At 33.5% G+C, this 21,399-nt stretch carries 24 protein-coding genes and 2 pseudogenes; 12 read left to right on the forward strand and 14 right to left on the reverse strand.

Annotated features, from left to right (window positions below):
* Positions 1-127: 127 nt before the first annotated feature.
* From A9D35_RS04960 to A9D35_RS04995, 8 genes are all read left to right on the forward strand, one after another.
* The gene (locus A9D35_RS04960) at positions 128-793 is read left to right on the forward strand and encodes a hypothetical protein (protein WP_066219823.1); all 666 of its coding nucleotides are present in this window, start codon (positions 128-130) and stop codon (positions 791-793) included.
* A 179-nt stretch (positions 794-972) separates the two neighbouring features.
* A complete protein-coding gene (locus A9D35_RS04965) occupies positions 973-1,383 on the forward strand; it encodes an SRPBCC family protein (protein WP_066225779.1) in 411 nt (136 codons plus the stop codon).
* A gap of 10 nt (positions 1,384-1,393) precedes the next feature.
* The gene (locus tag A9D35_RS04970) at positions 1,394-1,765 is read left to right on the forward strand and encodes an iron chaperone (RefSeq protein WP_066219826.1); all 372 of its coding nucleotides are present in this window, start codon (positions 1,394-1,396) and stop codon (positions 1,763-1,765) included.
* A gap of 146 nt (positions 1,766-1,911) precedes the next feature.
* The gene (locus A9D35_RS04975; protein ID WP_141675477.1) at positions 1,912-2,445 is read left to right on the forward strand and encodes a hypothetical protein; all 534 of its coding nucleotides are present in this window, start codon (positions 1,912-1,914) and stop codon (positions 2,443-2,445) included.
* A 144-nt stretch (positions 2,446-2,589) separates the two neighbouring features.
* A complete protein-coding gene (locus A9D35_RS04980) occupies positions 2,590-3,282 on the forward strand; it encodes a hypothetical protein (protein WP_066219833.1) in 693 nt (230 codons plus the stop codon).
* Between the two features lie 816 nt (positions 3,283-4,098).
* Positions 4,099-4,485, forward strand: coding sequence for a hypothetical protein (locus A9D35_RS04985; protein WP_066219835.1), 387 nt, complete (start codon positions 4,099-4,101; stop codon positions 4,483-4,485).
* A gap of 77 nt (positions 4,486-4,562) precedes the next feature.
* On the forward strand, positions 4,563-5,114 hold the full coding sequence (locus tag A9D35_RS04990; RefSeq protein ID WP_066219837.1) for an STM3941 family protein: 552 nt from the start codon (positions 4,563-4,565) through the stop codon (positions 5,112-5,114).
* 138 nt (positions 5,115-5,252) lie between these two features.
* The gene (locus tag A9D35_RS04995; protein ID WP_066219840.1) at positions 5,253-6,149 is read left to right on the forward strand and encodes a hypothetical protein; all 897 of its coding nucleotides are present in this window, start codon (positions 5,253-5,255) and stop codon (positions 6,147-6,149) included.
* Between the two features lie 165 nt (positions 6,150-6,314).
* Here A9D35_RS04995 and A9D35_RS19415 read toward each other — a convergent pair whose 3' ends face one another.
* From A9D35_RS19415 to A9D35_RS19130, 3 genes and pseudogenes are all read right to left on the reverse strand, one after another.
* Complete coding sequence (locus tag A9D35_RS19415; RefSeq protein WP_369692199.1) at positions 6,315-6,851, reverse strand: transposase; 537 nt, start codon at positions 6,849-6,851, stop codon at positions 6,315-6,317.
* A gap of 15 nt (positions 6,852-6,866) precedes the next feature.
* A pseudogene (locus A9D35_RS19420) lies at positions 6,867-7,124 on the reverse strand (IS110 family transposase); the annotation flags it as partial.
* A gap of 15 nt (positions 7,125-7,139) precedes the next feature.
* Positions 7,140-7,307 carry a hypothetical protein gene (locus A9D35_RS19130; RefSeq protein WP_235817853.1) on the reverse strand — a complete coding sequence of 56 codons (168 nt, stop codon included), beginning with the start codon at positions 7,305-7,307 and terminating at the stop codon, positions 7,140-7,142.
* Positions 7,308-7,547: 240 nt separating this feature from the next.
* Between A9D35_RS19130 and A9D35_RS05005 the strand changes: the two genes are divergently transcribed.
* Positions 7,548-7,745 carry a hypothetical protein gene (locus A9D35_RS05005; RefSeq protein WP_066219842.1) on the forward strand — a complete coding sequence of 66 codons (198 nt, stop codon included), beginning with the start codon at positions 7,548-7,550 and terminating at the stop codon, positions 7,743-7,745.
* Positions 7,746-8,016: 271 nt separating this feature from the next.
* Positions 8,017-8,796, forward strand: coding sequence for a hypothetical protein (locus tag A9D35_RS05010; protein ID WP_066219844.1), 780 nt, complete (start codon positions 8,017-8,019; stop codon positions 8,794-8,796).
* A gap of 53 nt (positions 8,797-8,849) precedes the next feature.
* On the opposite strand, the gene A9D35_RS05015 is transcribed toward A9D35_RS05010, so the two are convergent.
* Positions 8,850-10,046: an IS256 family transposase gene (locus A9D35_RS05015; protein WP_038527458.1), complete on the reverse strand. Its 1,197-nt coding sequence runs from the start codon at positions 10,044-10,046 to the stop codon at positions 8,850-8,852.
* A 505-nt stretch (positions 10,047-10,551) separates the two neighbouring features.
* On the opposite strand from A9D35_RS05015, the gene A9D35_RS05020 reads away from it, so the two are divergent.
* Both A9D35_RS05020 and A9D35_RS05025 read left to right on the forward strand, forming a co-directional pair.
* Positions 10,552-11,307 (forward strand): YqjF family protein, encoded by a 756-nt coding sequence (locus tag A9D35_RS05020; RefSeq protein WP_066219847.1) that lies wholly within the window; start codon positions 10,552-10,554, stop codon positions 11,305-11,307.
* A pseudogene (locus tag A9D35_RS05025) lies at positions 11,304-11,947 on the forward strand (alpha/beta hydrolase). Before A9D35_RS05020 ends, A9D35_RS05025 begins: the two are co-directional and overlap by 4 nt.
* Positions 11,948-12,211: 264 nt before the next feature.
* Here A9D35_RS05025 and A9D35_RS05030 read toward each other — a convergent pair.
* From A9D35_RS05030 to A9D35_RS05070, 10 genes are all read right to left on the reverse strand, one after another.
* Positions 12,212-12,691 (reverse strand): DUF4625 domain-containing protein, encoded by a 480-nt coding sequence (locus tag A9D35_RS05030; RefSeq protein WP_066219850.1) that lies wholly within the window; start codon positions 12,689-12,691, stop codon positions 12,212-12,214.
* 53 nt (positions 12,692-12,744) lie between these two features.
* Positions 12,745-13,515, reverse strand: a complete 771-nt coding sequence (locus A9D35_RS05035; protein ID WP_066225781.1) for a DUF4625 domain-containing protein — start codon at positions 13,513-13,515, stop codon at positions 12,745-12,747.
* 34 nt (positions 13,516-13,549) lie between these two features.
* A complete protein-coding gene (locus A9D35_RS05040) occupies positions 13,550-15,565 on the reverse strand; it encodes a TonB-dependent receptor (protein WP_235817854.1) in 2,016 nt (671 codons plus the stop codon).
* Positions 15,520-15,921, reverse strand: a complete 402-nt coding sequence (locus A9D35_RS19135; RefSeq protein WP_235817855.1) for a carboxypeptidase-like regulatory domain-containing protein — start codon at positions 15,919-15,921, stop codon at positions 15,520-15,522. The genes A9D35_RS05040 and A9D35_RS19135 overlap by 46 nt, the downstream gene beginning before the upstream one ends.
* 230 nt (positions 15,922-16,151) lie before the next feature.
* The gene (locus tag A9D35_RS05045; RefSeq protein WP_066219853.1) at positions 16,152-16,469 is read right to left on the reverse strand and encodes a hypothetical protein; all 318 of its coding nucleotides are present in this window, start codon (positions 16,467-16,469) and stop codon (positions 16,152-16,154) included.
* Between the two features lie 186 nt (positions 16,470-16,655).
* Complete coding sequence (locus A9D35_RS05050) at positions 16,656-17,627, reverse strand: type I phosphomannose isomerase catalytic subunit (RefSeq protein ID WP_066219856.1); 972 nt, start codon at positions 17,625-17,627, stop codon at positions 16,656-16,658.
* 75 nt (positions 17,628-17,702) lie between these two features.
* Positions 17,703-18,893: a BT3233 family polysaccharide utilization protein gene (locus A9D35_RS05055; protein WP_066219859.1), complete on the reverse strand. Its 1,191-nt coding sequence runs from the start codon at positions 18,891-18,893 to the stop codon at positions 17,703-17,705.
* A 1-nt stretch (position 18,894) separates the two neighbouring features.
* Positions 18,895-19,689: a gluconate 5-dehydrogenase gene (locus A9D35_RS05060; RefSeq protein ID WP_066219863.1), complete on the reverse strand. Its 795-nt coding sequence runs from the start codon at positions 19,687-19,689 to the stop codon at positions 18,895-18,897.
* Between the two features lie 4 nt (positions 19,690-19,693).
* Positions 19,694-20,536 carry a 5-dehydro-4-deoxy-D-glucuronate isomerase gene (kduI, locus tag A9D35_RS05065; protein ID WP_066219866.1) on the reverse strand — a complete coding sequence of 281 codons (843 nt, stop codon included), beginning with the start codon at positions 20,534-20,536 and terminating at the stop codon, positions 19,694-19,696.
* Positions 20,537-20,617: 81 nt separating this feature from the next.
* Entirely contained in the window at positions 20,618-21,397 is a 780-nt protein-coding gene (locus A9D35_RS05070) for a DUF6250 domain-containing protein (RefSeq protein ID WP_066219868.1), read from the reverse strand.
* Positions 21,398-21,399 lie beyond the last annotated feature (2 nt).

Genomic DNA, 21,399 nt, shown 5'->3' on the forward strand with positions numbered 1-21,399 from the left:
ATATAATTTATTGCTGGCTTCTCGCTTACTTACGAAAGTCCTCGCGGACTTTCTTGGTCAGTAATTATTTACTAAATTAGTCGCTTAAACCACGCAACAAACCATATACAAACACGTTGCCAACAATATGAAAAAACGAACATCTACATACATTTTAGTTATTCTTATTATGTCATTTTTGTCTTGTAAAAGTCAGGAAAAAAAACAAACTGAATTACCTAAAACACCAAAATCGTTTAAAATTCTTGACGAAACAGAAGGCGATTTAGACAAAGATGGAGTATCTGAAAAAGTTATTGTTTACGATACAGAAAAGGAGACTGATTTAGGAACTGAAAGACAAATATTTATTTACAAAAAAAAGTATGATAAATGGGAGTTGTGGAAAAAATCAGTCGGAGCAATATTACCAAGTCAACACGGAGGAATGATGGGTGACCCTTTTGAGGGAATATCAATTGAACGAAATTGTATTGTAATTAGCCATTTTGGAGGAAGTCGTCATAAATGGAATTATACTCATAGGTTTAGATTTCAAAGCGGAGAATTTCAATTAATCGGAGCAACTGTGAATTTTGGTTCACCTTGTGATTATTTTTTTACGTTTGACTACAATCTATCAAATGGAAAAATAAATTACGTAAAAGAAACCGAAGATTGTGAGAGTAAAAATTCAAATATAGAGAAAGAAGAAATGATTAGAAAATTGGAAAATTTACCGACAATGAATGGTTTTTATCCTGGAAATACGAAATTAAAATTCCCAAAATCTGAAACGACAATATATTATTAAATAAAAATACTGTTGGCAACACCGTGTATAATTAATTGCTTTTTATGTGCTTACTTGCGAAAATTCCTGCGGAATTTTCTCGGGCTCGTAAATCTTTGTTAACTTAGTTGCTTAACCACGCAACTAACCATACACAAACACGTTGGCGTGCATTTAAAAAAACCGTAAAAACAGAAGAAATGGAAAGAATAACAGTTCAAACTTCTATCAATTCGGACATTGACAAAGTTTGGGAATTTTGGACAAAACCGGAACACATTACAAATTGGAATTTTGCCACTAATGAGTGGTGTTGCCCAAACGCTGAAAACGACCTAAAACCGAATGGCAAATTCTCTTGGCGAATGGAAGCAAAAGACGGAGGTATGGGATTTGACTTTACGGGAACCTATGACAAAATAATTGACAAAGAATTGATTTCGTACAAAATGTCAGACGGACGTAAAGTAGATATTGAATTTTCGCAAAACGGAGATGAAGTAAGCGTGAGCGAAACTTTTGACGCAGAGGGAACAAATACGGACGAACAACAACGTGCGGGTTGGCAAGCGATTCTTGGGAATTTCAAGAAGTACGTGGAAACGGAGTAAAACATCAAAAATGAGTGAGACAAAACAATATAATTCTGTAGCAGAGTATATCAATGCTCAACCTGAACAAATCAAAAAAGCACTTTTGGAACTTAAAGAATGTATTTTAAAGACTGAACCTAATGCTACCGAACTTCTGAATTATAACATACCAGCATACGCTTTAGTCGAGAACGGAAAAAGAGAACAACAGATAATGATTGCAGGATATAAAAAACACGTTGGACTTTATCCACATCCAACGACTATGGAAAAGTTTGAACCTGAATTGACTGAATATAAACGTGGGAAAGGCTCGGTTCAATTTCCTTTAGACAAACCTTTACCCAAAGACTTGATAATCCGAATGATAAAATATCGGAAAGAATTATTGAACAAATAAAAAACGACACGCCAACAACGTGTATAATTAATGGCTAGTTCTCGCCTACTTACGAAAATCCTCGCGGATTTTCTATTCGGTTTTTATTTGCTAAATTAGGTGCTTAAACACGCCACTAATCATACACAAACACGTTGTGCTCCATTATGAAAAAACTCTCGATTACATTAATATTTATTCTGATTTCAACACTGACATTTGCTTGTAGTTGCTCTTGGACTAATTTTTTGAAAGCATCAAAAAACAGTGAGTTGATTATTAAGGCACGAGTTTTAAAACACAACTATTACCTCCCCAATGGAAAATTGACAAACTTAACACATATAGATAGTTTAGATTATTCTGGACATTCTATTACAATCGAGTTGATAGAAATTATAAAAGGAACTGAAAAACGAAAAACTTTTGAAATATATGGTGGAAATGGTTGGGATTGTCGACCTCCTCTCCAAAACTTTGAAATAAATAAAACATATATTTTCTCGATTTATAAAACCAACAGAACTAAATGGAGTCAAACTCAAGAGGATAATAAAGATTATTCTTTATATTCTTGTTCCGAATTTTTAATAGAATATTTTCCAGAAACTAATGAAGTTAAAGGACGTTTAAGAGGAAAGAAAAGTTCAATAAATGAAAGAATATGGACTTACGATAAGTTCCTAAAAAAAATAACGTAGCACAACAATGGCTATAATTCATTGCGGTTGATTTCCTTAACGGAAATCAACTCATTTTTGCTATCTTTCGGCTACGGCGGAAAGAATCCTGCGGATTTTTCCGCAACGAAATCATAGCCGAAACCGTTGGCTACAATTTGAAAAATGAAAAAAAACGAAAATATCATACTCAAATTTCTTTTAGCACTCGCAGTAATTTCTGTAATCTTAATCAAATTCGTTTTAGCTGACATACCCGAAATAATAGATAAGGGAAATGAGTTTGGCGAGATTATATATAATTTGAGTTTAGCTTATATTTCAAGTTACATTTTTTATAGAATTGTAGTTGTAATTCCTGAAAATAGAAATCGAAAAAATATTTACGAAAGCACAAGTTTCATAACATACGGAATAATTCATACTGGTAGTAGAATAATAAAACCCAAAAAAACACAAGAGGGTTACTTGGATATAACTGATTCAGCAAATGAAATTAGCGAAACTGAATTTGAAAATATTTGTAAATCAATAGGTTTACATGATTCGTTTGACTTTAAATGGACTAAAAGCGAAGTGAGCCAAATTACTTATTTAGAACACTTTAAAAAAACAAGAAGACAAATAATAGAAAGCAAAACTGAATTATTTGCTTTTATGCCCCATTTAGAAACAGAACATATTAAATTAATTAATGATATTGTTCAAAGCCCATTTATATCTATGGGACATCATTATTTAGAAAATGAAAACATATTAGATAAAGAAGAAAAATTGGACTTTATGTTTCCTATGCTTTTTGACTTTTATAAAAAAATTAGAAAATTAAATAAATATATGAACGGAATAAAACTGTAGCCAACACCGGCTATAGTTCATTGCTTCTGACTTTCCTCTCGGAAAGTCCTCGCAAATTTGCTATCTTCGGTTTACGGCGGAAAATCCTCGCGGATTTTCACGCAACGAAACCATAGCCAAACACGTTGCGTTTAATATGAATGACTTTCGGTCATCCCCCAAACTTTGCGGCTTGCTACGAGGTTTTTTTTGATTTATAAAAATCAGTTGATTTAAAAACGAGTTAAGGAGAATTTCAAATCGCAAACTGTGCGCTAGAAATCGTTGAGAGCGCGCTCTCAAAACGTTTGCAACGTTAAACAGTTTGTTTTAAGTTATTGAAAAAAAATGAGAAAGTCAAGTTTTTGGTGTTATTCAACACCGCCAATGATCTGATAACAAGATGTTTGTAGTCGGCTATATCAATGGCTTAAGATTTTTATAAATTTTTAAACTGCAACGGAATCGAAGCAAGTTTTATTTTAAGACAAGTCATATAAAGCTTTATATAACCAATCTTAAAAGAAAATCAAGTTTGGGTGCTGGTCACCTTATGTAGCGTCCTCCATACACCGTATTTAGTGGATGAGAGAAGATTAAAGATCCAGGTGTAAAAAAAAGAATTTAGAAAGCTATAAAAGACTGGAAAATAAAAAATACTAAACACAACAGCGCATATAAAAAATAGCAGTTAAGAGCAAAAACGAAATATAATTTATAAATTTAAACCTGTGCCGATACGAAAAGTTAGTTTGTAGATCCTGCTACTTTTCATATTCGCCATCGTTGTAGTGCATTTGAGCTCACTCAAAACTGAAAGAAATTTTAATATTAAATATGACCAAACGGAAAAAAGACCAACAAAAGGAAGAAACTAGTTCTCTTATGAAAATCGGATATATTTTACTGTTTGCTTTACCTCTTTTTGTTCTGATATATTTTAATGGACAAAACAGACAAGAAAAATTAAAAAATGAGTCATTTACAACATATGGAATAATTGAAAAGTTAAGACCTAATTCTCAAAAAGGAACAACTACTCGAAAAGATGTTGTTTATTTTTATTTCGTAAAAAATGACACTGTTTTCCATAAAATAACAGACTTAACAGAAAACGGAATTAAAAGGTTAGGAATTAAAATAAATGATTGTTACGAAGTTAAAGTTGTTAAATCTGATTTTGGGATTTTTGATATTGACTTTAAAAACGGAAAGATACATTAATTGACAAAAGAAAATTTAAAGTTCAAAAATACAATACGAGTATTCATCGGAATATAATTGAATAAAAATCACCCAAAATGAATAAAGAAATAAAAATACCTTTGAGTAAGAACAAAATTATATTATTGCTTTTAGGAACTGTAATTTTCGTGTTATTAGGATTTTGGTTGGCAATTGATCCAGAAAATTTTAAAGTTTCCGTGTTCCAATACAGAAGTGCTGAATTGATAAGAGTAGTCGGAATTATTGGAATAGCATTTTTTGGAGTTTGTTCGTATTTTATTTTTAACAAAGTATTTGACAAAAAGTATGGATTGATAATTGATAAAAACGGAATTACGGATAATTCAAATGCTTCGAGCGTTGGATTAGTAAAATGGGCAGATATTATTGGAATTAGAGTTTTAGAAGTAGTCAATCAAAAGTTCGTTATGATAGACGTTTCTAATCCCGAATATTATATTGAGCTTAAAAAAAACGGTATTGGAAAAATGGCGATGAAAGCGAATTATACTAAATATGGTTCACCAATTAGCATAACTGCCAATTCATTAAAAGTTGACTTTAACGAAATGAAGGAAATAATTGAAATACAACACAAAAAAAACGCACTACAACACCGTATATAATTTATTGCTAGTTCTAGCCTACTTACGAAAATCCTCGCGGATTTTCTATTCGGTTTTTATTTGCTAAATTACGTGCTAAACCACGCAACAAACCATATACAAACACGTTGCCCACAATACGAAAACGCATCTTAACTAATGAATAATTATACCACAATTGATGCTGAATATCCCGATTTAGAATCATATAAACATAATCTTAAGTTATTATCTCAAATTGATTTTTCAAAATCAACATATGATGAAATCTATAATACATTTCACGATTTCGCTCTGACAATTCCAATGATTGGAGCCAAACTAAAAACTGTGAATGGAATAAATGGACACAGATTATATAGAGCAAGATTATCAAAAACTATTGCGGAAGGAGAAGATTTATCGCTTATACAAACTTTTTCATTTCCACCACCTACAGTTTGTAAATCCAATCAAAGAGCGAATATAAAATTTAAATCAGTATTTTATTGTGCAGATGAGGCTTTTCCAGCAATAAAGGAATGTGGCGTCGAAGATGGAGACGAAGGATATTTAAGCGTTTGGGAAATTAATGGAAGTCGAGATTTACATTATGCCAATTGCTTTCCTGAAATTTTGCCCAAAAGCAATACTTGGGAAGAATTTGGAAGATTTCATTATAACTTTCTTATTGAAAGTCAATCCAAAAAAGACAAAAATTTGCTACAACATAAAATAGCATTAAGGAATTTGGTTACTCATAAGTTTATGAAAGAACAAAAACCATATTATTTAAGTTCTATGTTGGCAAATGAATATTTATACGAGAATAATGCGGATTTAATAATGTATCCAAGTGCACAAACATTTCAAGAATATACAAACTTTGCAATACATCCAAATGTAGTTTCGGAACATATAAAGTGTTATAAAATATTTAAATTTAAAGTTTTAAAACAAGGGGCAAAACAAGTCAAGTTTAATTTTAAATCAATTGGACATATAGAAAATGACAGAATTAATTGGAGAAAACCGACTGATGAAGACGGAATTGAATTAGGATTTAGAAAAGAATAAAGTACTGTGGGCAACACCGTGTATAATTAATGGCTTGGTTCTCGCCTATTTACGAAAATCCTTGCGGATTTTCTATCTGGTGTTTATTTGCTAAATTAGGTGCTTAAACACGCCACTAATCATACACGTATTCCAAGATAAAATCCTAATAAAGTTTAGTTTTTATTATGCAGCATGCTGCTGAAGAACTACATAAGGTGTACCTCGCTTAACTACCGCAAATGCTCGCGCTATAAGTTTATTTCTAACATTATTTACTGCTAACATTTTATCTTTTCCTTCTGCCAACTTTTTATTATAATATAGCCGTAATTCACTATCGTGTTGTATTGCCGATACACTAGCCATACTCAGCAAACTTTTCATCTTCCTATCTCCCAAATAATGGCATTGTTTTCGTTTATGAATACTAGTACCCGAACGATGCTCAAAAGGGGCGGTTCCGCAATAGCTAGAAAAGGCTCGCCAGCTATCAAAACGAGTAAAGTTTCCAGTATGATAAATTAACTGACTTGCTACTACTAAACCAAAACCTTTAAGACTTGTTAGTAATTCATAATTTTTATGCATTGAAGCATCTTCTGACAAAATCTCTTTTATTCGCTTTTCTATAGATATGACTTGCTTACTCAGGTATTCAATACTACGTTTTAGACTAATACACCCTGCATCTGTTGTTGGACTCGTTAATAGGGCTTTCATTTCTTTTAAAGTCCCTTTTAAACCTGCATTATTACGTACTATTTGATCTCTTAAGGCTAGTAATCTTCCTAGCTCTAAATGAGATTTACTTTTTACTGTACTTGGATTTAATTCTTCTCTATACAACCACGCATAACGAGCGATTAAACAGGCATCCAAAACATCTGTTTTCTCTTTTACTATTCCTGATGAACGTTTAATTTTTAAAGGGCTCTCTTCTACATAAACTATGTGTTGACTAGACAAATAAAGGGCTAACTTTAAAGAGTAATATCCTGTATTCTCAAATCAGTAAAAAACAGCATCTTCTTTACAGATCTTTAAAACCCATTTTACAAGGCTTTTATAGCCAACAATATCATTCGCAAACTCTTTGTGTGCTTGACCATGATAACAATAGGCATCTATTGTTTTTTTTGATACATCAATACCAACTACTTCTTTGTAATTTTTCATATTTTTACAATTAGAGTGATTAAATACGTTGCAAAAACTACTTCCTTTATCGGGATCTTATACGCCTGGTATTCCAAATGGTTCTTTGCAACTTTATAGAAAGAGAGGACTCGTACGTGTAATGGATCTACAATTCTTAAACACGTTATAGTTCTCCTCTTTTTCTTTCTAAAGTTATTTAATACAAACTAAAGAAATACGTTGCCATTCATTGCGGAACGCACTCTAAATCTAAAAAGTATGACAAAACAAAATATAAAAATCATAAAAAATAGTTTCCTACTTGGTATGGCTTATGCAATTGGTATGGCCGCATTTGATTATTTTAATAGTGCAAATTTTAGTACTTGGAAATTCCTTTTCCATTTTTCATTTTTTGGAATTGCAATGGGATTAGTTAATCGAAGTAATCTTAAAGAAAAATCTAACGAAAAATAAACTATCGGAATTGAACAAGTTTGTGGAATAAAAAACATCTGACTGACCTAAACAAAACGCAACGGACTTTTTGCTGACTCGAACTCTGAATGAAAAACAACGAAATGGCAACACCGTAAATAATTTATTGCTAGTGCAAGCCTATTTCCGAAAATTCTATTCGGCTTTTATTTGCTGACTTCCATGCCTAAAAACGCCACTAATCATAAACGATACCATTAGCCATAATATCAACGGAACGATATTTGAAGTCATTTAAGAAACTAACATTATGAAAAAAATTATACTTCTTTTAGTACTGACTTTCGGAATTAAAACAGCATTTGCGGATTGCTCAATGGGTGCAATGTATTTCTTTCCAGAAACAAAAGAAATTGGATTGAATTCAAAATTCATAATTCAAGGATATGCGTTTAGCCAAAAAACTATAAAAAGTTTTAAAAACAGAAAAGTATACCTTGAAAGTGAAATCGGAGAATTGATTGAGCTAAATCTTGAAGAATTCTATATTGGACAAATGCAGTTAACTCAAGCCATTTTTTGTCCAACATCAGAATTAAAACCTAATACAAAATACTTTCTTAAATACGCTAACCAAACCGAAGATGAAGAAAGAGACCTCACACAATACAACAAAGAGAAAAAAGAAAGAGAAAAAGTTTATTGGAAAACAACAGACAAAAAAGAACTTGAAACTCTGAATTCTAATCTAAAGGTTGAATTTGAAAATACTGAAGTTATTCATTACGGATGTGGACCTTCAGCGTATGCTATTTTTAAAGTGAAAAATAAATCAGAATCTGAAATTTGGTACAAAACAGAAGTTGTTGACTTGAGTACTAACCTGTTAAAATGTTTCTATATCAAAGAATGGAATGGTAAACTTAATGTTGGACACGGAATGTGTGCAGGAGCATTTACTTACAATAACAAAGGCAAATATAAAGTTAGGTTTACACCTATGAATACTGACGGAAAATTATTAACAACTACCAGTTGGACAACTTTTGAAAGTCCGTTTATGAACGACAAAATTCTATTCGGAAATTAAAAATGACACTATCCTAAAAAGTGTGTAAGTTCAAAATTTCAGGGTTAGGTTATTTATAACTTAATCCTGTTTTCAAATATAGCTAAAAATTGATTTAGTATCACTCCCCAATTTCTGATTGGCATGGTCCATTTTTTAGTGCTTTCTCTCAAAGCTAAAAACACGGATTTCATAACTGCTTCATCGGTTGGAAACGAGAGTTTGTTTTTTGTGTATTTCCGTATCTTTCCATTTAGGTTTTCTATAAGATTTGTGGTGTAGATTATGGTTCTTATTTCAATAGGAAAATCAAAGAATACTGTAAGCTCATCCCAATTATTTTCCCAACTTTTAATGGCGTAAGAATATTTAGAATCCCATTTAGTTTTGAAGTCATTTAAAGCAGCTTTTGCAGCTTCTTTTGTAGGAGCAGTATAGATTTGCTTCATGTCACGAGTAAATTCCTTTTTGTCCTTCCAGACCACGTAACGACACGAATTTCTTATTTGATGCACAACACAAATTTGAGTCGTTGATTTCGGAAAAATAGTTTTAATAGTATCCGTAAATCCATTTAAATTATCGGTAGCTGTGATAAGTATATCTTGAGTTCCTCGAGCTTTAATATCGGTTAAAACACTCATCCAAAAGGCTGAAGATTCATTTTTACCTAACCATAATCCTAGGACTTCCTTTTTGCCATCTGTTCTCAGGCCTACTGCAATATAAATAGTCTTGTTTATGACTTTAGAGTTTTCCCTAACTTTAAATACGATGCCATCCATCCAAACAATTAGGTAAGTGGCCTCCAAAGGCCTGTTCCGCCAAGCAATAACATCTTCTGTAATCTTATCTGTAATCCTTGAAATAGTGGATGTAGAAATATTAAAATCGTACAGCTCACGTATTTGTTCTTCAATATCACTGTTACTCATGCCTTTGGCATAAAGCGATATAATAATATTTTCGATGCCTTCTGTTGTACTTTCTCTTTTCTTTACAATTAAAGGATTAAACGAACTATCACGGTCTCGAGGAACTTGAATCTCTGTTTCTCCTAAAACGGATTTTAATTTCTTTTTAGTGTAACCATTTCGAAGGTTGGCTGCTTTGCTTTTTTTGTGCTTATCGTAGTCTAAATGGGCATCTAGTTCCCCTTCTAGTAACTTCTCAATACCACGTTTGTGCAACTGTTCTAAAAAGGATGTTAGCTCTGGTGCATTCTTGAATTGTTTTAAAAAGTCTTCGTTTAATAAATCTTCTGGTTTCATAAGTGTGTAAAAGTTAAAATTAATGAATAAAAAAATCTCAGATTAATATTTAACCTGAGATTTTAAAACTTACACAGTTTATGAGATACTACCTTAAAAATACAAACACAAGCTGTTTATAAAATAAACTTACTTTGGTTCTTATTTTAAATCTTATACCCTTTTGTTGTGCCCAATTAAAAAATTTCGTTACGTAACTTCATTCAAATTAAATGATTGTATTTTTGATAGTATCAAATGATAGTATCGAAAATGAAGCCACCTTACAAAAGTAAGCACAGTCTTTCTCGATACGGGAATTATTTATTAAATTTAAAGTTCAAAACACGCAACTCAATCACACAATGAACCTAGTATTCCCATTGGTTCTTTGCTACAATTAAGAAGAAAAGATGACTTGAACATGTAATAAGACGTTAACTTCAAGACCGTATTAGTTCTCCTCTTTTTCTATCTTAAGGTCTTTAATACAAACTAAAAAAACACGTTGTAAGTAATTAAAAAAATGAAAATCCGAGAAATATTAAACAGCACAAAACATAGACCTTGGTCAATTCCAACTGAAAATTGGAAATTTTACCAAGAGTGGAATAATGCCATATTTCTTCACTATCAGGTTGATTTGACCGACTTAAAAAAGTTTGTTCCAGACGCATTGGAAATTGACCTTTTTGAAGGTAAACCCTGGATTTCAGTGGTTGCTTTTACAATGGAAAGAATTAGACCAAAAAACTTACCTTCATTTTCGCCTATATCGGATTTTGATGAAATTAATATTCGGACTTATGTTAAGTCAAACAATAAAACTGGAGTGTACTTCTTGAGTATTGAAGGTGGAAAAAATTTATCTTGTAAAATCGCAAAAGGTATTTCGGAACTTCCGTATAGATTTTCAAATATCAAACGGACAGACAAGATATATCAATCCCAAAATTCGGAATTTAACGACAAATTAAATATTGAGTTTAAAATTGGAAAGGAATTGACCGAGAAAACGGAGTTTGACAAATGGTTAACGGAAAGATATGCTCTTTTTCAAGACACAGACAAGGCGATAAACGAATTTGAGATCCATCATTTAGAATGGCCAATTAATGAAATTGACATCCTAAAATTGGAATTAAATTATCCAAGGTTTGAAAAATTATTAAACGAACACCCCAGCAAAATACATTATTCGAAAGGAGTAAAAGTTTTGGCCTGGGGGAAAATTAAAAACAAAAAACCGGCCCCCAATTTGATAAAAACTTCAAATCAATGAAAGTAAGCCTAGTATTTGTAATTCTTTTTTACTCCACTTTGGTTACGTACGCTAACAAAAATGATGACCGATTTGTTTTCTTCCTTCACAACAGATTTTTAGAAGAACACAAATTGAATGAATCCCATCCCGAATTTGGGAGGACTGAATACAAAGAAATTATTGCTGAATTAAAAAAGAAGGATTAAAAGTAATAAGTGAAAAACGGATTGGAAATGTGAACGCAAGAGATTACGCCATCGGAATTGTAACACAAATTGACAGTTTAATTAAAAACGGAACAGAACCGAGTAAAATAACTGTGGTGGGAACATCAAAAGGCGGATATATAGCCCAATACGTGTCAACTTTAGCAAATAATCCAGATTTAAATTTTGTGTTTATTGCAAGTTTCAGAAATAACGACATTCAAGATATACCCGAAATCAATTATTGTGGGAATATTTTAACGATTTACGAAAAATCTGATCCATTTGGAGTTTCAGCATTGGAGAGAAAAAAAACTTCTACTTGTAAAATCAAACATTTTAAAGAAATCGAACTGAATACAGGAATGCGACACGGATTTTTATTTAAACCTTTAAAGGAATGGCTTGAACCAACAATAAAATGGGCGAAAGCAAATTACAACATGAATTAAAATTGATAAGTTACACCGTTATAAAACATGCTTAATTTAGTTCTTAACCCAAATTTTATGCCCCAAAACGACAAAATAATCCGACGATTTTTAAAACCTTTCAAACTAAACACAGCTTTAGCCAAATAACTAAAGCTGTGTTTAAAATTGTGTTATACGTATATAGTAAGTTACTTATTAGGGTTAACAATAATTCTAATGGCCCGTATCTTTATTATTTTTTAACGTGTAACGTGGGGTAAAATTAAAACGTAATTTATAGTTTTATTCTACAATTTTAATATCAACAGAGGTTCTAGATTGCCATCCCGTTGCATCGGTTACCGAATAAGAACAGTGGTAATCGCCTGTATCCGCATCGCTAGGAATAGTTACAGTAATCTGTATTTCATAGCTTGTTACGGCATCTGCTATAGGGTAATTCTCGATAAAGATTAACGGGTTTACCGGAGTTTTTTTGTCGTCTAGTGCGCAATTTTCCCCTTGATCGTCATGTGTATGATGATCAAAATTATTATGAATATCTAAACTGTACGCCGCCAAGGCCTGATTGTCTGTAACTCTAGCTTTAAAAATGTAGGTCTCACCTCTTTTAAGCTCTTCGCAAGATTGCGGAAATCCACCATCGTAATTAATGGTTATTGTAGGTTTTTCTTCATCTTTATCGATAGAATCGCTGTCGGAACAGGCGCCTAAAACTAAAAGTAGAACGAATATATAATTGTGTTTTAGTAAAAATTTCATAGTCTTAAAATATAAAACCGCATAGTAACTTACTATGCGGTATAATTAAAATATTAAGCTGTAATATCTAAATGTGTTTCGTGCTCTACGATGTTACCATCTTCATCTTCAACAGTAATCGTTACATGGTACTCGCCTGCTGGAGCCGTTGCAGGAATAGCGATATGTTTATGAAATTCGGCTTCTGTTAACTCGTGGAATTCAGAATATACTTCTTCGTAATCCCATTCTACTTCTCCATCGCCCAATTCAAGACCATGAGCATGAATATCGACACTAATGTTATGGATACCGTTTACCGCAGACACTAAAAATTCGGCATGAAAATCTTCTCCACGTTTTGCAGTTTCATCAATTTCGATATCACTTAATGTAATTACATCCATAATGTCTAAATGACCATCAGATACGGTACTGTTTCCTAAAGCATCTACTACAATTAATTCTATATGATATTCTCCCGCTAAAATATCTGAAGGAATATCTACATGCACATGAAACGTTGGGTTAATAACTTGGTAAGACGCATCGTCGTACACCTGCTCAAAATCCCATACCACTTCATCATCGGTATCTTCTAAATCGTGCGAATGTATTTCTAGTGTAATACTAGCTACTGTTGCTTCCGCATAAATATCGGCTTCCACATGAAGGTCCGATCCTTTATAAACTACAGGATCTGTACTATGTTCACTCCCCTCCCCATATTCGAAATTGGTAATTTCAGGCGCATTAATGTCCGACCCATCGTCGTCGCTGCTACAAGATTGAAAAAAGAATCCTACGGTAAGGATAATGGCTAAAAATTTTAAATTTGTTTTCATAATTTTTGTTTTCATAGGTGTTTATGTGTAATTATTATTTAAAAGGTAATGTTACTGATAGTGATATATTTCTACCTGCTTCGGGAACGTCTATTAAACGATAAAAACTGGTGTGGTCGAAATATTTTGTATTAAAGACATTGTTTAATTTTACTCGCATTTCTAAAGGTGAATTGTTTTTGAAGACATCCAGTGCTGTTAAAAATGACATGTTTAAAAGTTGATACCCCTCTGTAACTTCTTCTGGAGGCACAATCTCGTCTTGTTTTGCGGTAATTCTATATTCGGCAATAAGCTGGGGTTTCATGAAAAACAACGCATTTTTAAATTGATAACGCGCTGAAAATAGCGTAGACAATGGCGGAGAAAACGGTATTGAAAAGCCTTCTTTTGGGCCACTAGTCTGTCTCGAATACACGTATTCTGCAGAAGCATCCAGCTGTAGGTTTTCAAAAAGTGTTGTACTTGCTCTAAGTTCTCCTCCTATTCTAAACACTTTACTTTGAGTGTACTCGTAAATTTGTAAAGTTTCGTAATACCTAGAAGTTGGATTTAAATAAATAAAATTATTGAAGAGATTAACAAATGGGCTTATCCCTATACTAAACGTTTTGGTACTATGATCGATATCTAAATCTAACTGGTAAGAGGATTCTGGATCTAAATCTAAATTCCCTTTTTCGTAACGGTACATGTGATAATTTACACCATCGGAAGCCAATTCGTTAGCCAATGGCATTCTAAAACTCTTACCAATATTCAGTTTATAGGTCGTGTTTTTATGAATATAACTCACTCCCGCAGACGCACTAAAACTACCAAAGTCTAAAGTTTTGTCTAATGCTCGTTGTGTGTAAACTTCCGAAATGGTGCCATCTGTATTGGTTACAGGAGTCGTATACCAGTCGTAATAAGCTTTAGTTTTTACAGTACCATAATCGTAACGAGCCCCTGCCAAAACATGAAAATCTGGAGAAATTTCGTAAGTATCGAATGCAAATACACCGGCTGTAAAACGATTATATTCCGGAATTAAAAATCCCCAACCACCAATATTATTATCCTGATATTCTAGGTTTACCCCTAGTACAACATCATGGGTATCGTTTATATTAAAAGCATCTCTAGCATTTAAGGCGTAGGTATTTTTATTAAAATCACGCTCTAAAGTATTTGAAGGTTTTGGCATATAACCATGAGGAACAGGTTCTGAATGTTCTTCCCTATGATTATTTTGATACCCCAAATCGAACATAAGCGTATGATTGTCATGGGTTATGCTGGTATTATTAGTAATTTTAATATGATTTACCGTATGATATGGCAAATCGATATCCCGATTAGAACGATCGTAGTCAATATCCGAAACGATAACTTCTAAACCGTGGGCATTAGCGAAAAATCCGTTTTTAGCATTTACATTACTAAAAGTTGTTTCCGATTGTATGTTATCGTTAATATAACCTATGCTAACGCTAGCATTGGCTTCTTGTCCAGCCGTGTTTCTTAAGTTATTATCGTGTAATTCGAATATATAATTTTCGTAACTAATTTTATCTGTAGGCACTTTATAATCGGCATAATCCCGGTACGTTAATCGTGTGCGATAAAACCAATGATGTTTACGTCCGGCGATTCCTGCCGATACTCCAAACAAATCGTTATTACTTTCGGCTAACAAATTGACCTCTCCATTAAACGAATGCATTAATGGAATGGTGTTCGGCTTAATATCTACAACCCCTGCAATGGCATCAGAACCATAAACCAAAGAGGCGGGACCTTTTATAATTTGTATATTTTCTATACCGTATTGATCGATTTCTAAACCGTGGTCATTCCCCCATTGCTGTGCTTCATGTTTTACACCGTTTTGAACCACTGCTACACGGTTAAACCCTAAACCTCGAATTACAGGTTTAGATTGCCCAGACCCAATATTAATAGTACTTACTCCCGGAATTTTACTCAGGGTTTGCATAAGACTATTCTCTCGGTTTTGCTCTAAAAATTCTTCAGAAACATCAAAGGATACCACAGGGGTTTCCATGAGTTCCCTTTTTTAGATTTACCATGAAGCTCAACTTCGTCTAGATTTGTTGTCGATTCTTCTAAATAAATAACAAGTTCTTTTAGTTCTGGACAAACATCTATACTCACAACTTTAGGAGTATACCCCATACTCGATACGGTTAACGAGTATACGCCTTGTTTTACGTTTTTAAATGTAAAATGTCCAGAACTAGAGGTTATAGAAAATAAATCTGAACCACTAATTGATGCCCCGTCTATAGGAAGCAAAGTGTTGGCGTTAAACACAGCTCCTTTTACTAAAAAGGTATCCTGTGCATACGCTATAGTGCATAGGCTAAAACATAACCACACACTAAGTGTTTTTTGAAGCATATTGAAATACTATAAGATTTGAAAAATTGTTCTCTAGAACGAGAACTATTATTTAAACCTATACATAGTTTATTAGTGCAGAATCGGTAAGTTATATTATTATGGGAACTGTATGGTAAATTTGCTTTATTATCAATATACCAAGGTATATCAATACAAAAAGGCAATACATAACAGTTTATATTCCGAGACCATATAAACTAAAAAAATTCTAAAAATGTATAGGAAACTTATAGTAGTGCAGGCGGAGGTCTAGAAAAGAGCTCATCCGTATTAATAGTATTAGAATGAATATAATTGTAATACTTTCTTAAGTCTTGTGTAAACACATACTCCTTAACTTCGAACGAAAAATCTATGAAATCTGGAGTTATAGCAGGTGTAAGATTTATAGTTGTAGCATGATCGCAGATTACGCAATGTAAAGCGTGGTCGCTATCCTCAACATCATGAGCGTGAGAAAGGGCATGCAACCCAACCATTTTCATTGATAGAAAAAGGATTAGGAACACATACGTAATACTATTTTTAGCTCGACCTGTTCTCATTAAAGGGCAAAGGTAATAATATATTGAAAATTTCACTAGACTTTAGTGTTAAAACAATTAAGCTTTTGGAATACCGGAGCAGTTATTCAAATAAAGAAAATTGTTGAATCATTTTACACAAAGGCCTGGTAAATCGATTCAACAATTCTTATTTTTTTTACAGAACACGAAGTTCTCGCTTTAATTCTAATAATAGACTTCTAATATATTCGCATGGGTCGATTCTAATTTAACCGATGTAATAGAGGCTGGCAAAAACAGAGTTTCGCCCGTTTGCACAGTGTACCTTTCGTCTTGAATAATAAGGTCTACTTGCCCCTCCACACAAATATAAATAACAAAGGAATCTAAAGTTGAATAGTCTTTAGACACGCTACTGCTTACATTTAAAATATTCGTTTTAAAATACGGAGAATGCACTAAAACATTAGTATCATTATCTGGAATATGATATGCTGTTTTATATTGTTTTTCAACACTATAATCTATAACATCTACCGCTAAATCTGTATGTAATTCTCTTTTTTCTCCTGTGGTAGCGTCTACGCGATCGTAATCGTAAATGCGATAAGTGATATCCGAAGTTTGTTGAATTTCAGCCAACAATACGCCTGCTCCTATAGCATGAATACGACCTGTAGGAATATAATAAGTATCCCCTTTTGTTACCGTATCATGATTAAGAACATCTAAAATTTTACCCGATTCTAAAGCCTTCACATAAGACGCTTTATCAACTTCTTGATTAAAACCTACAATAAGTTCTGCGTCCTTTTCGGCTTCCATAACATACCACATTTCATTTTTTCCGAAAGAATTATGACGAATTTTGGCAATTTCGTTACTAGGATGCACTTGAATAGAAAGCGGTGTCTTAGCATCTATAAACTTAATTAATAGCGGAAACTCTGTTCCAAAACTATCATAAACAGATTGCCCAACAACATCGCCTTTAAACTCTTCTATAAGTTCTTTAATAGTTTTTCCTGCCAAGGGGCCTTCGCTTACTACGGTTTCATCGCCTTTAACATCAGAAATCTCCCAAGATTCTCCAATATGGTCTTGGTCGTAAGATTTTCCTAAAACCGTTTTTAATTTATCTCCTCCCCAAATTCTATATTTAAAAATGGGAGTAAATTTTAATGGATATAATGTCATGTTACTTAAATTTGAAATAAAAAGGTTTCAAAACATCATTTTGAAACCTTTTTAAAATACTGTAATATAAATGATTTATTGAATGCTAACTTCTAAAGGTGTATTTACTTTCTTGGAAAATGTGTTAAGATGTTTTTCCCAGGCTGCTTTTGTTGAATATTGCCCAGATTCTTTCCATGCAAATCCGGCGTAGTACACCGCTTTGTTGTTATGCACTTTAAGTTGTGTATATAAATTACTTCTGTCTGGCATACTAGTTAAATAATAGTCTGAAGCTACCATATCTGCTTTGTTTGCTGCAACAATTGCGGTACCCAACTCAGAATCGAAGTATTGAGATTCCCAGTATGAAATCCAACCATTTTGCACTTGCTCTGTGATTTCTCCTTTCTTATCGTGTAAGGTTAGTCCAACAGATAAAACATCGGTTCCTGTAACCTCTATTTCAAATTTTGAAAAATTACTACCGTAATCTAAAGATATGTGTTTGGTTTCGGTAATCTTGTTTCCATTAGCATCCCAATCGGCATATTCTAACACAAAACTTGTTCGTATTGGGCCTGTAGTGATGGTTTTATAATCGGTAAAGTTTTTAGAGATATAATAACTAGTATCTACTTTTACCGCAGTACCTCCCACACCACGACTAGAACCTACATGAAAATTATCTAAGCCTTCACCATGATCGATATGGTAAAATCCTGGATCCTTATCATTGGCAGCATACCATTTATTGATAATTGGGTATTCTACTTTCTTTAACCAAGCATCGATACCGCTAGATAAGGTTCCTCCTGCTACAGAATCTTCTACCATTTTTTGGGCAACCGGACCATAAGTTCTAAAGGCAACTTTGTTGTTTTCCCAAGCGTAATCATCGGTGCGTTCTGGCACGAAACGTGAATAGCAATACGCTGTATCTTCTTGCTTAGTTTGACCTTCTTCCACAACAAGTTCATACTGCTTTTCTGATTTTGAATCCACTTTTGGCTGAAACAACAAGACATCAGCTGTACCGTCTTGGTCTTCGTCTACAAATTGAGAAGGAACTATCGTTTGTGTTGCTTTATCTCGGATCACCAAATTTTCAAAGCGTTCGCCTTCATTTAAATGAATGGCCGATTTTGAAATCTCTACCGTTTCAAATTGTCTTGGCAGCTCTAAACTATTTTTTACCGTGATAAGCGTTGCTTCTTTCGTTTTTGATTCACAACTCATCATTAAAGAAATAGCAGCGACACAAGAGTATAATGCTATAGATTTCATATTAAGCTTCGTTTGATGGTTTCCCGATAGTTGCCAATATTCCACCATCTACATACACCACATGACCGTTTACAAAATCGCTAGCTTTAGAGCTTAAAAAGATCGCTGCTCCTGCTAAATCGTTAGGATCTCCCCATTTGGCAGCAGGTGTTCTGTTAATGATAAAATCGTTAAACGGATGGCCGTCTACACGGATAGGTGCTGTTTGCGATGTTGCAAAATACCCAGGTCCAATACCATTCACTTGAATGTTGTATTTCGCCCATTCGGTAGCCATATTTTGGGTTAACATTTTTAGTCCGCCTTTGGCTGCAGCATAAGCACCCACGCTATTTCTACCTAATTCACTCATCATTGAGCAAATATTAATTACTTTTCCGGCTTTTCGCTCCACCATGTTTTTTACCACATGTTTAGACACGATAAACGGACTCACCAAATCGATATCTACAACCTCTTTAAAATCGGCAACTTCCATTTCTAAAAGCGGTGTACGCTTAATGATTCCGGCGTTATTAATTAAAATATCGATAGGGCCAACTTCCTTTTCAATCTTGGCTACAGCAGCTATAACTTCTTCTTCGTTGGCTACATTAAATTTGTACCCCACGGCTTTAATGCCTTCTTTTTCATATTCTGCAATAGCGGTATCAATTTTGTCTTGCGAAGAGTTTCCATTAACCACAATGGTGGCTCCTGCTAAACCCAAACCTCTTGCCATAGCCATGCCTAGACCATGTGTACTACCTGTTACTAGGGCTATTTTTCCTTGTACATTAAATAAATCTGCACTCATAGTTTTATCTTAATTCGGTTATTTTTGCAACATCCATATCGTTATAATCTAAGTTTTCTCCAGCCATACCCCATACAAAGGTGTAGTTTGAAGTCCCAGAACCTGAGTGGATAGACCATGGTGGTGAAATAACAGCTTGATCGTTTTGCATCCAGATATGACGCGTTTCTTGTGGTTGCCCCATAAAATGACAAACAGCTTGATTTTCTGGAATATCGATATATAAATACACTTCCATTCTACGATCGTGAACGTGTGCTGGCATCGTGTTCCAAACACTTCCTGTTTTAAGTTCTGTCATTCCCATTTGTAATTGGCAAGTAGTTACTATACCTCCAATAATCATTTGGTTTACCGTGCGGTGATTTGCTGTTTCTAGCGCCCCTAATTCTATTTTATTCGCTTCGGCTTTGCTTACTTTTTTTGTTGGAAAATTGGTATGTGCTGGTGCTGAGTTTAAATAAAATTTAGCTGGATTACTAGCGTCTTCGCTTGCAAAAACAACCTCTTTAATTCCCATACCTATGTATAAAGCATCTTTTAAGCCTAATTCGTACACCTCACCATCTACAGTTACTGTACCATTACCTCCAACATTTATAATTCCTAATTCTCTGCGTTCTAAAAAATAGTCTGCTTTTAACGGATCTATAGTTTCTAGAGTTAAAGGTTTTGAAGTAGGTACCGCAGAACCTGCGATATAACGATCGTAATGCGTATAGGTTAAATTGATGGTATCTTGTTCCATCAAGTTATCGATTAAAAACTCGTCTCTTAATTCTTGGGTATCGTATGCTTTTACCGTGTTTGGGCTCGAGGCATATCGACTTTCATACTTTGTGCTCATTTTATTAAGTTTAATTTGTTTTATACTCTAAAAATAGAATTTAATTCTTGTTTATCTCTAAATGCTTATGATAAGGTCTTCTTAATTTTTTAGGCTATACACCTTAAAATTATCGACTGTCATGTGATTTTTAACGGTTCTAAATCCGAAATACCCCGACGTATAAGGCGCTGGATCGTTAAAATCTGAAAACAATTCGTTATCTCTATAATACTGAATAGTTTCTCCATTCGCTACAATTTTTATATGATAGCCTGTATTAGATTCTAACATATATTTTGCATCTTTTAAATCGTGTTCTGGTAATAAGGGACGCTCACCTGTTCCTGTATAGCGTCTAAATCTTGTGGTTCCGTTATCGTTACCGCCTACTCCCATATAATACAATCTTAGGCTATCGTAATTAGAAAACTTCCCACCGCGTTGCTCAGAATTGGCAAATAAATTATCTGGATGTTCTGGATCTTTAGCCATCCAAAAACAGTTTAAGTCTGAAACGCGATCGTACGGTCCGCCATCCTTAATTAAAAACACATCGTATTCAATTACAATCGGACCTTCAAATTTTTCTTTTAACCAAACAGTACAACCTCCGGCATCGGTAATTTCCAATTTTCCGTTATTAATTTCAACCATACCTCCTGGCATTTGTTCTACTTGCCACTTGCTTAAATCTGATTCAAAATTCTCTTCAAAAATTAGTGTTCTATCATTTACTTCTGAAGTTTTTTCGGCTGGTATAACATCTTGCTGGATAGTAGTTTCTTGCTTTTTATCTTTACATGAAAATAAGGCAAAAGCTATTAACACCACAGTTAAGGTTTTCGCCGAATCTCTTAATTTTAAACTTTTATATACCATTG

The sequence above is a fragment of the Formosa haliotis genome (assembly GCF_001685485.1).
Taxonomy (GTDB): Bacteria; Bacteroidota; Bacteroidia; order Flavobacteriales; family Flavobacteriaceae; genus Formosa; species Formosa haliotis.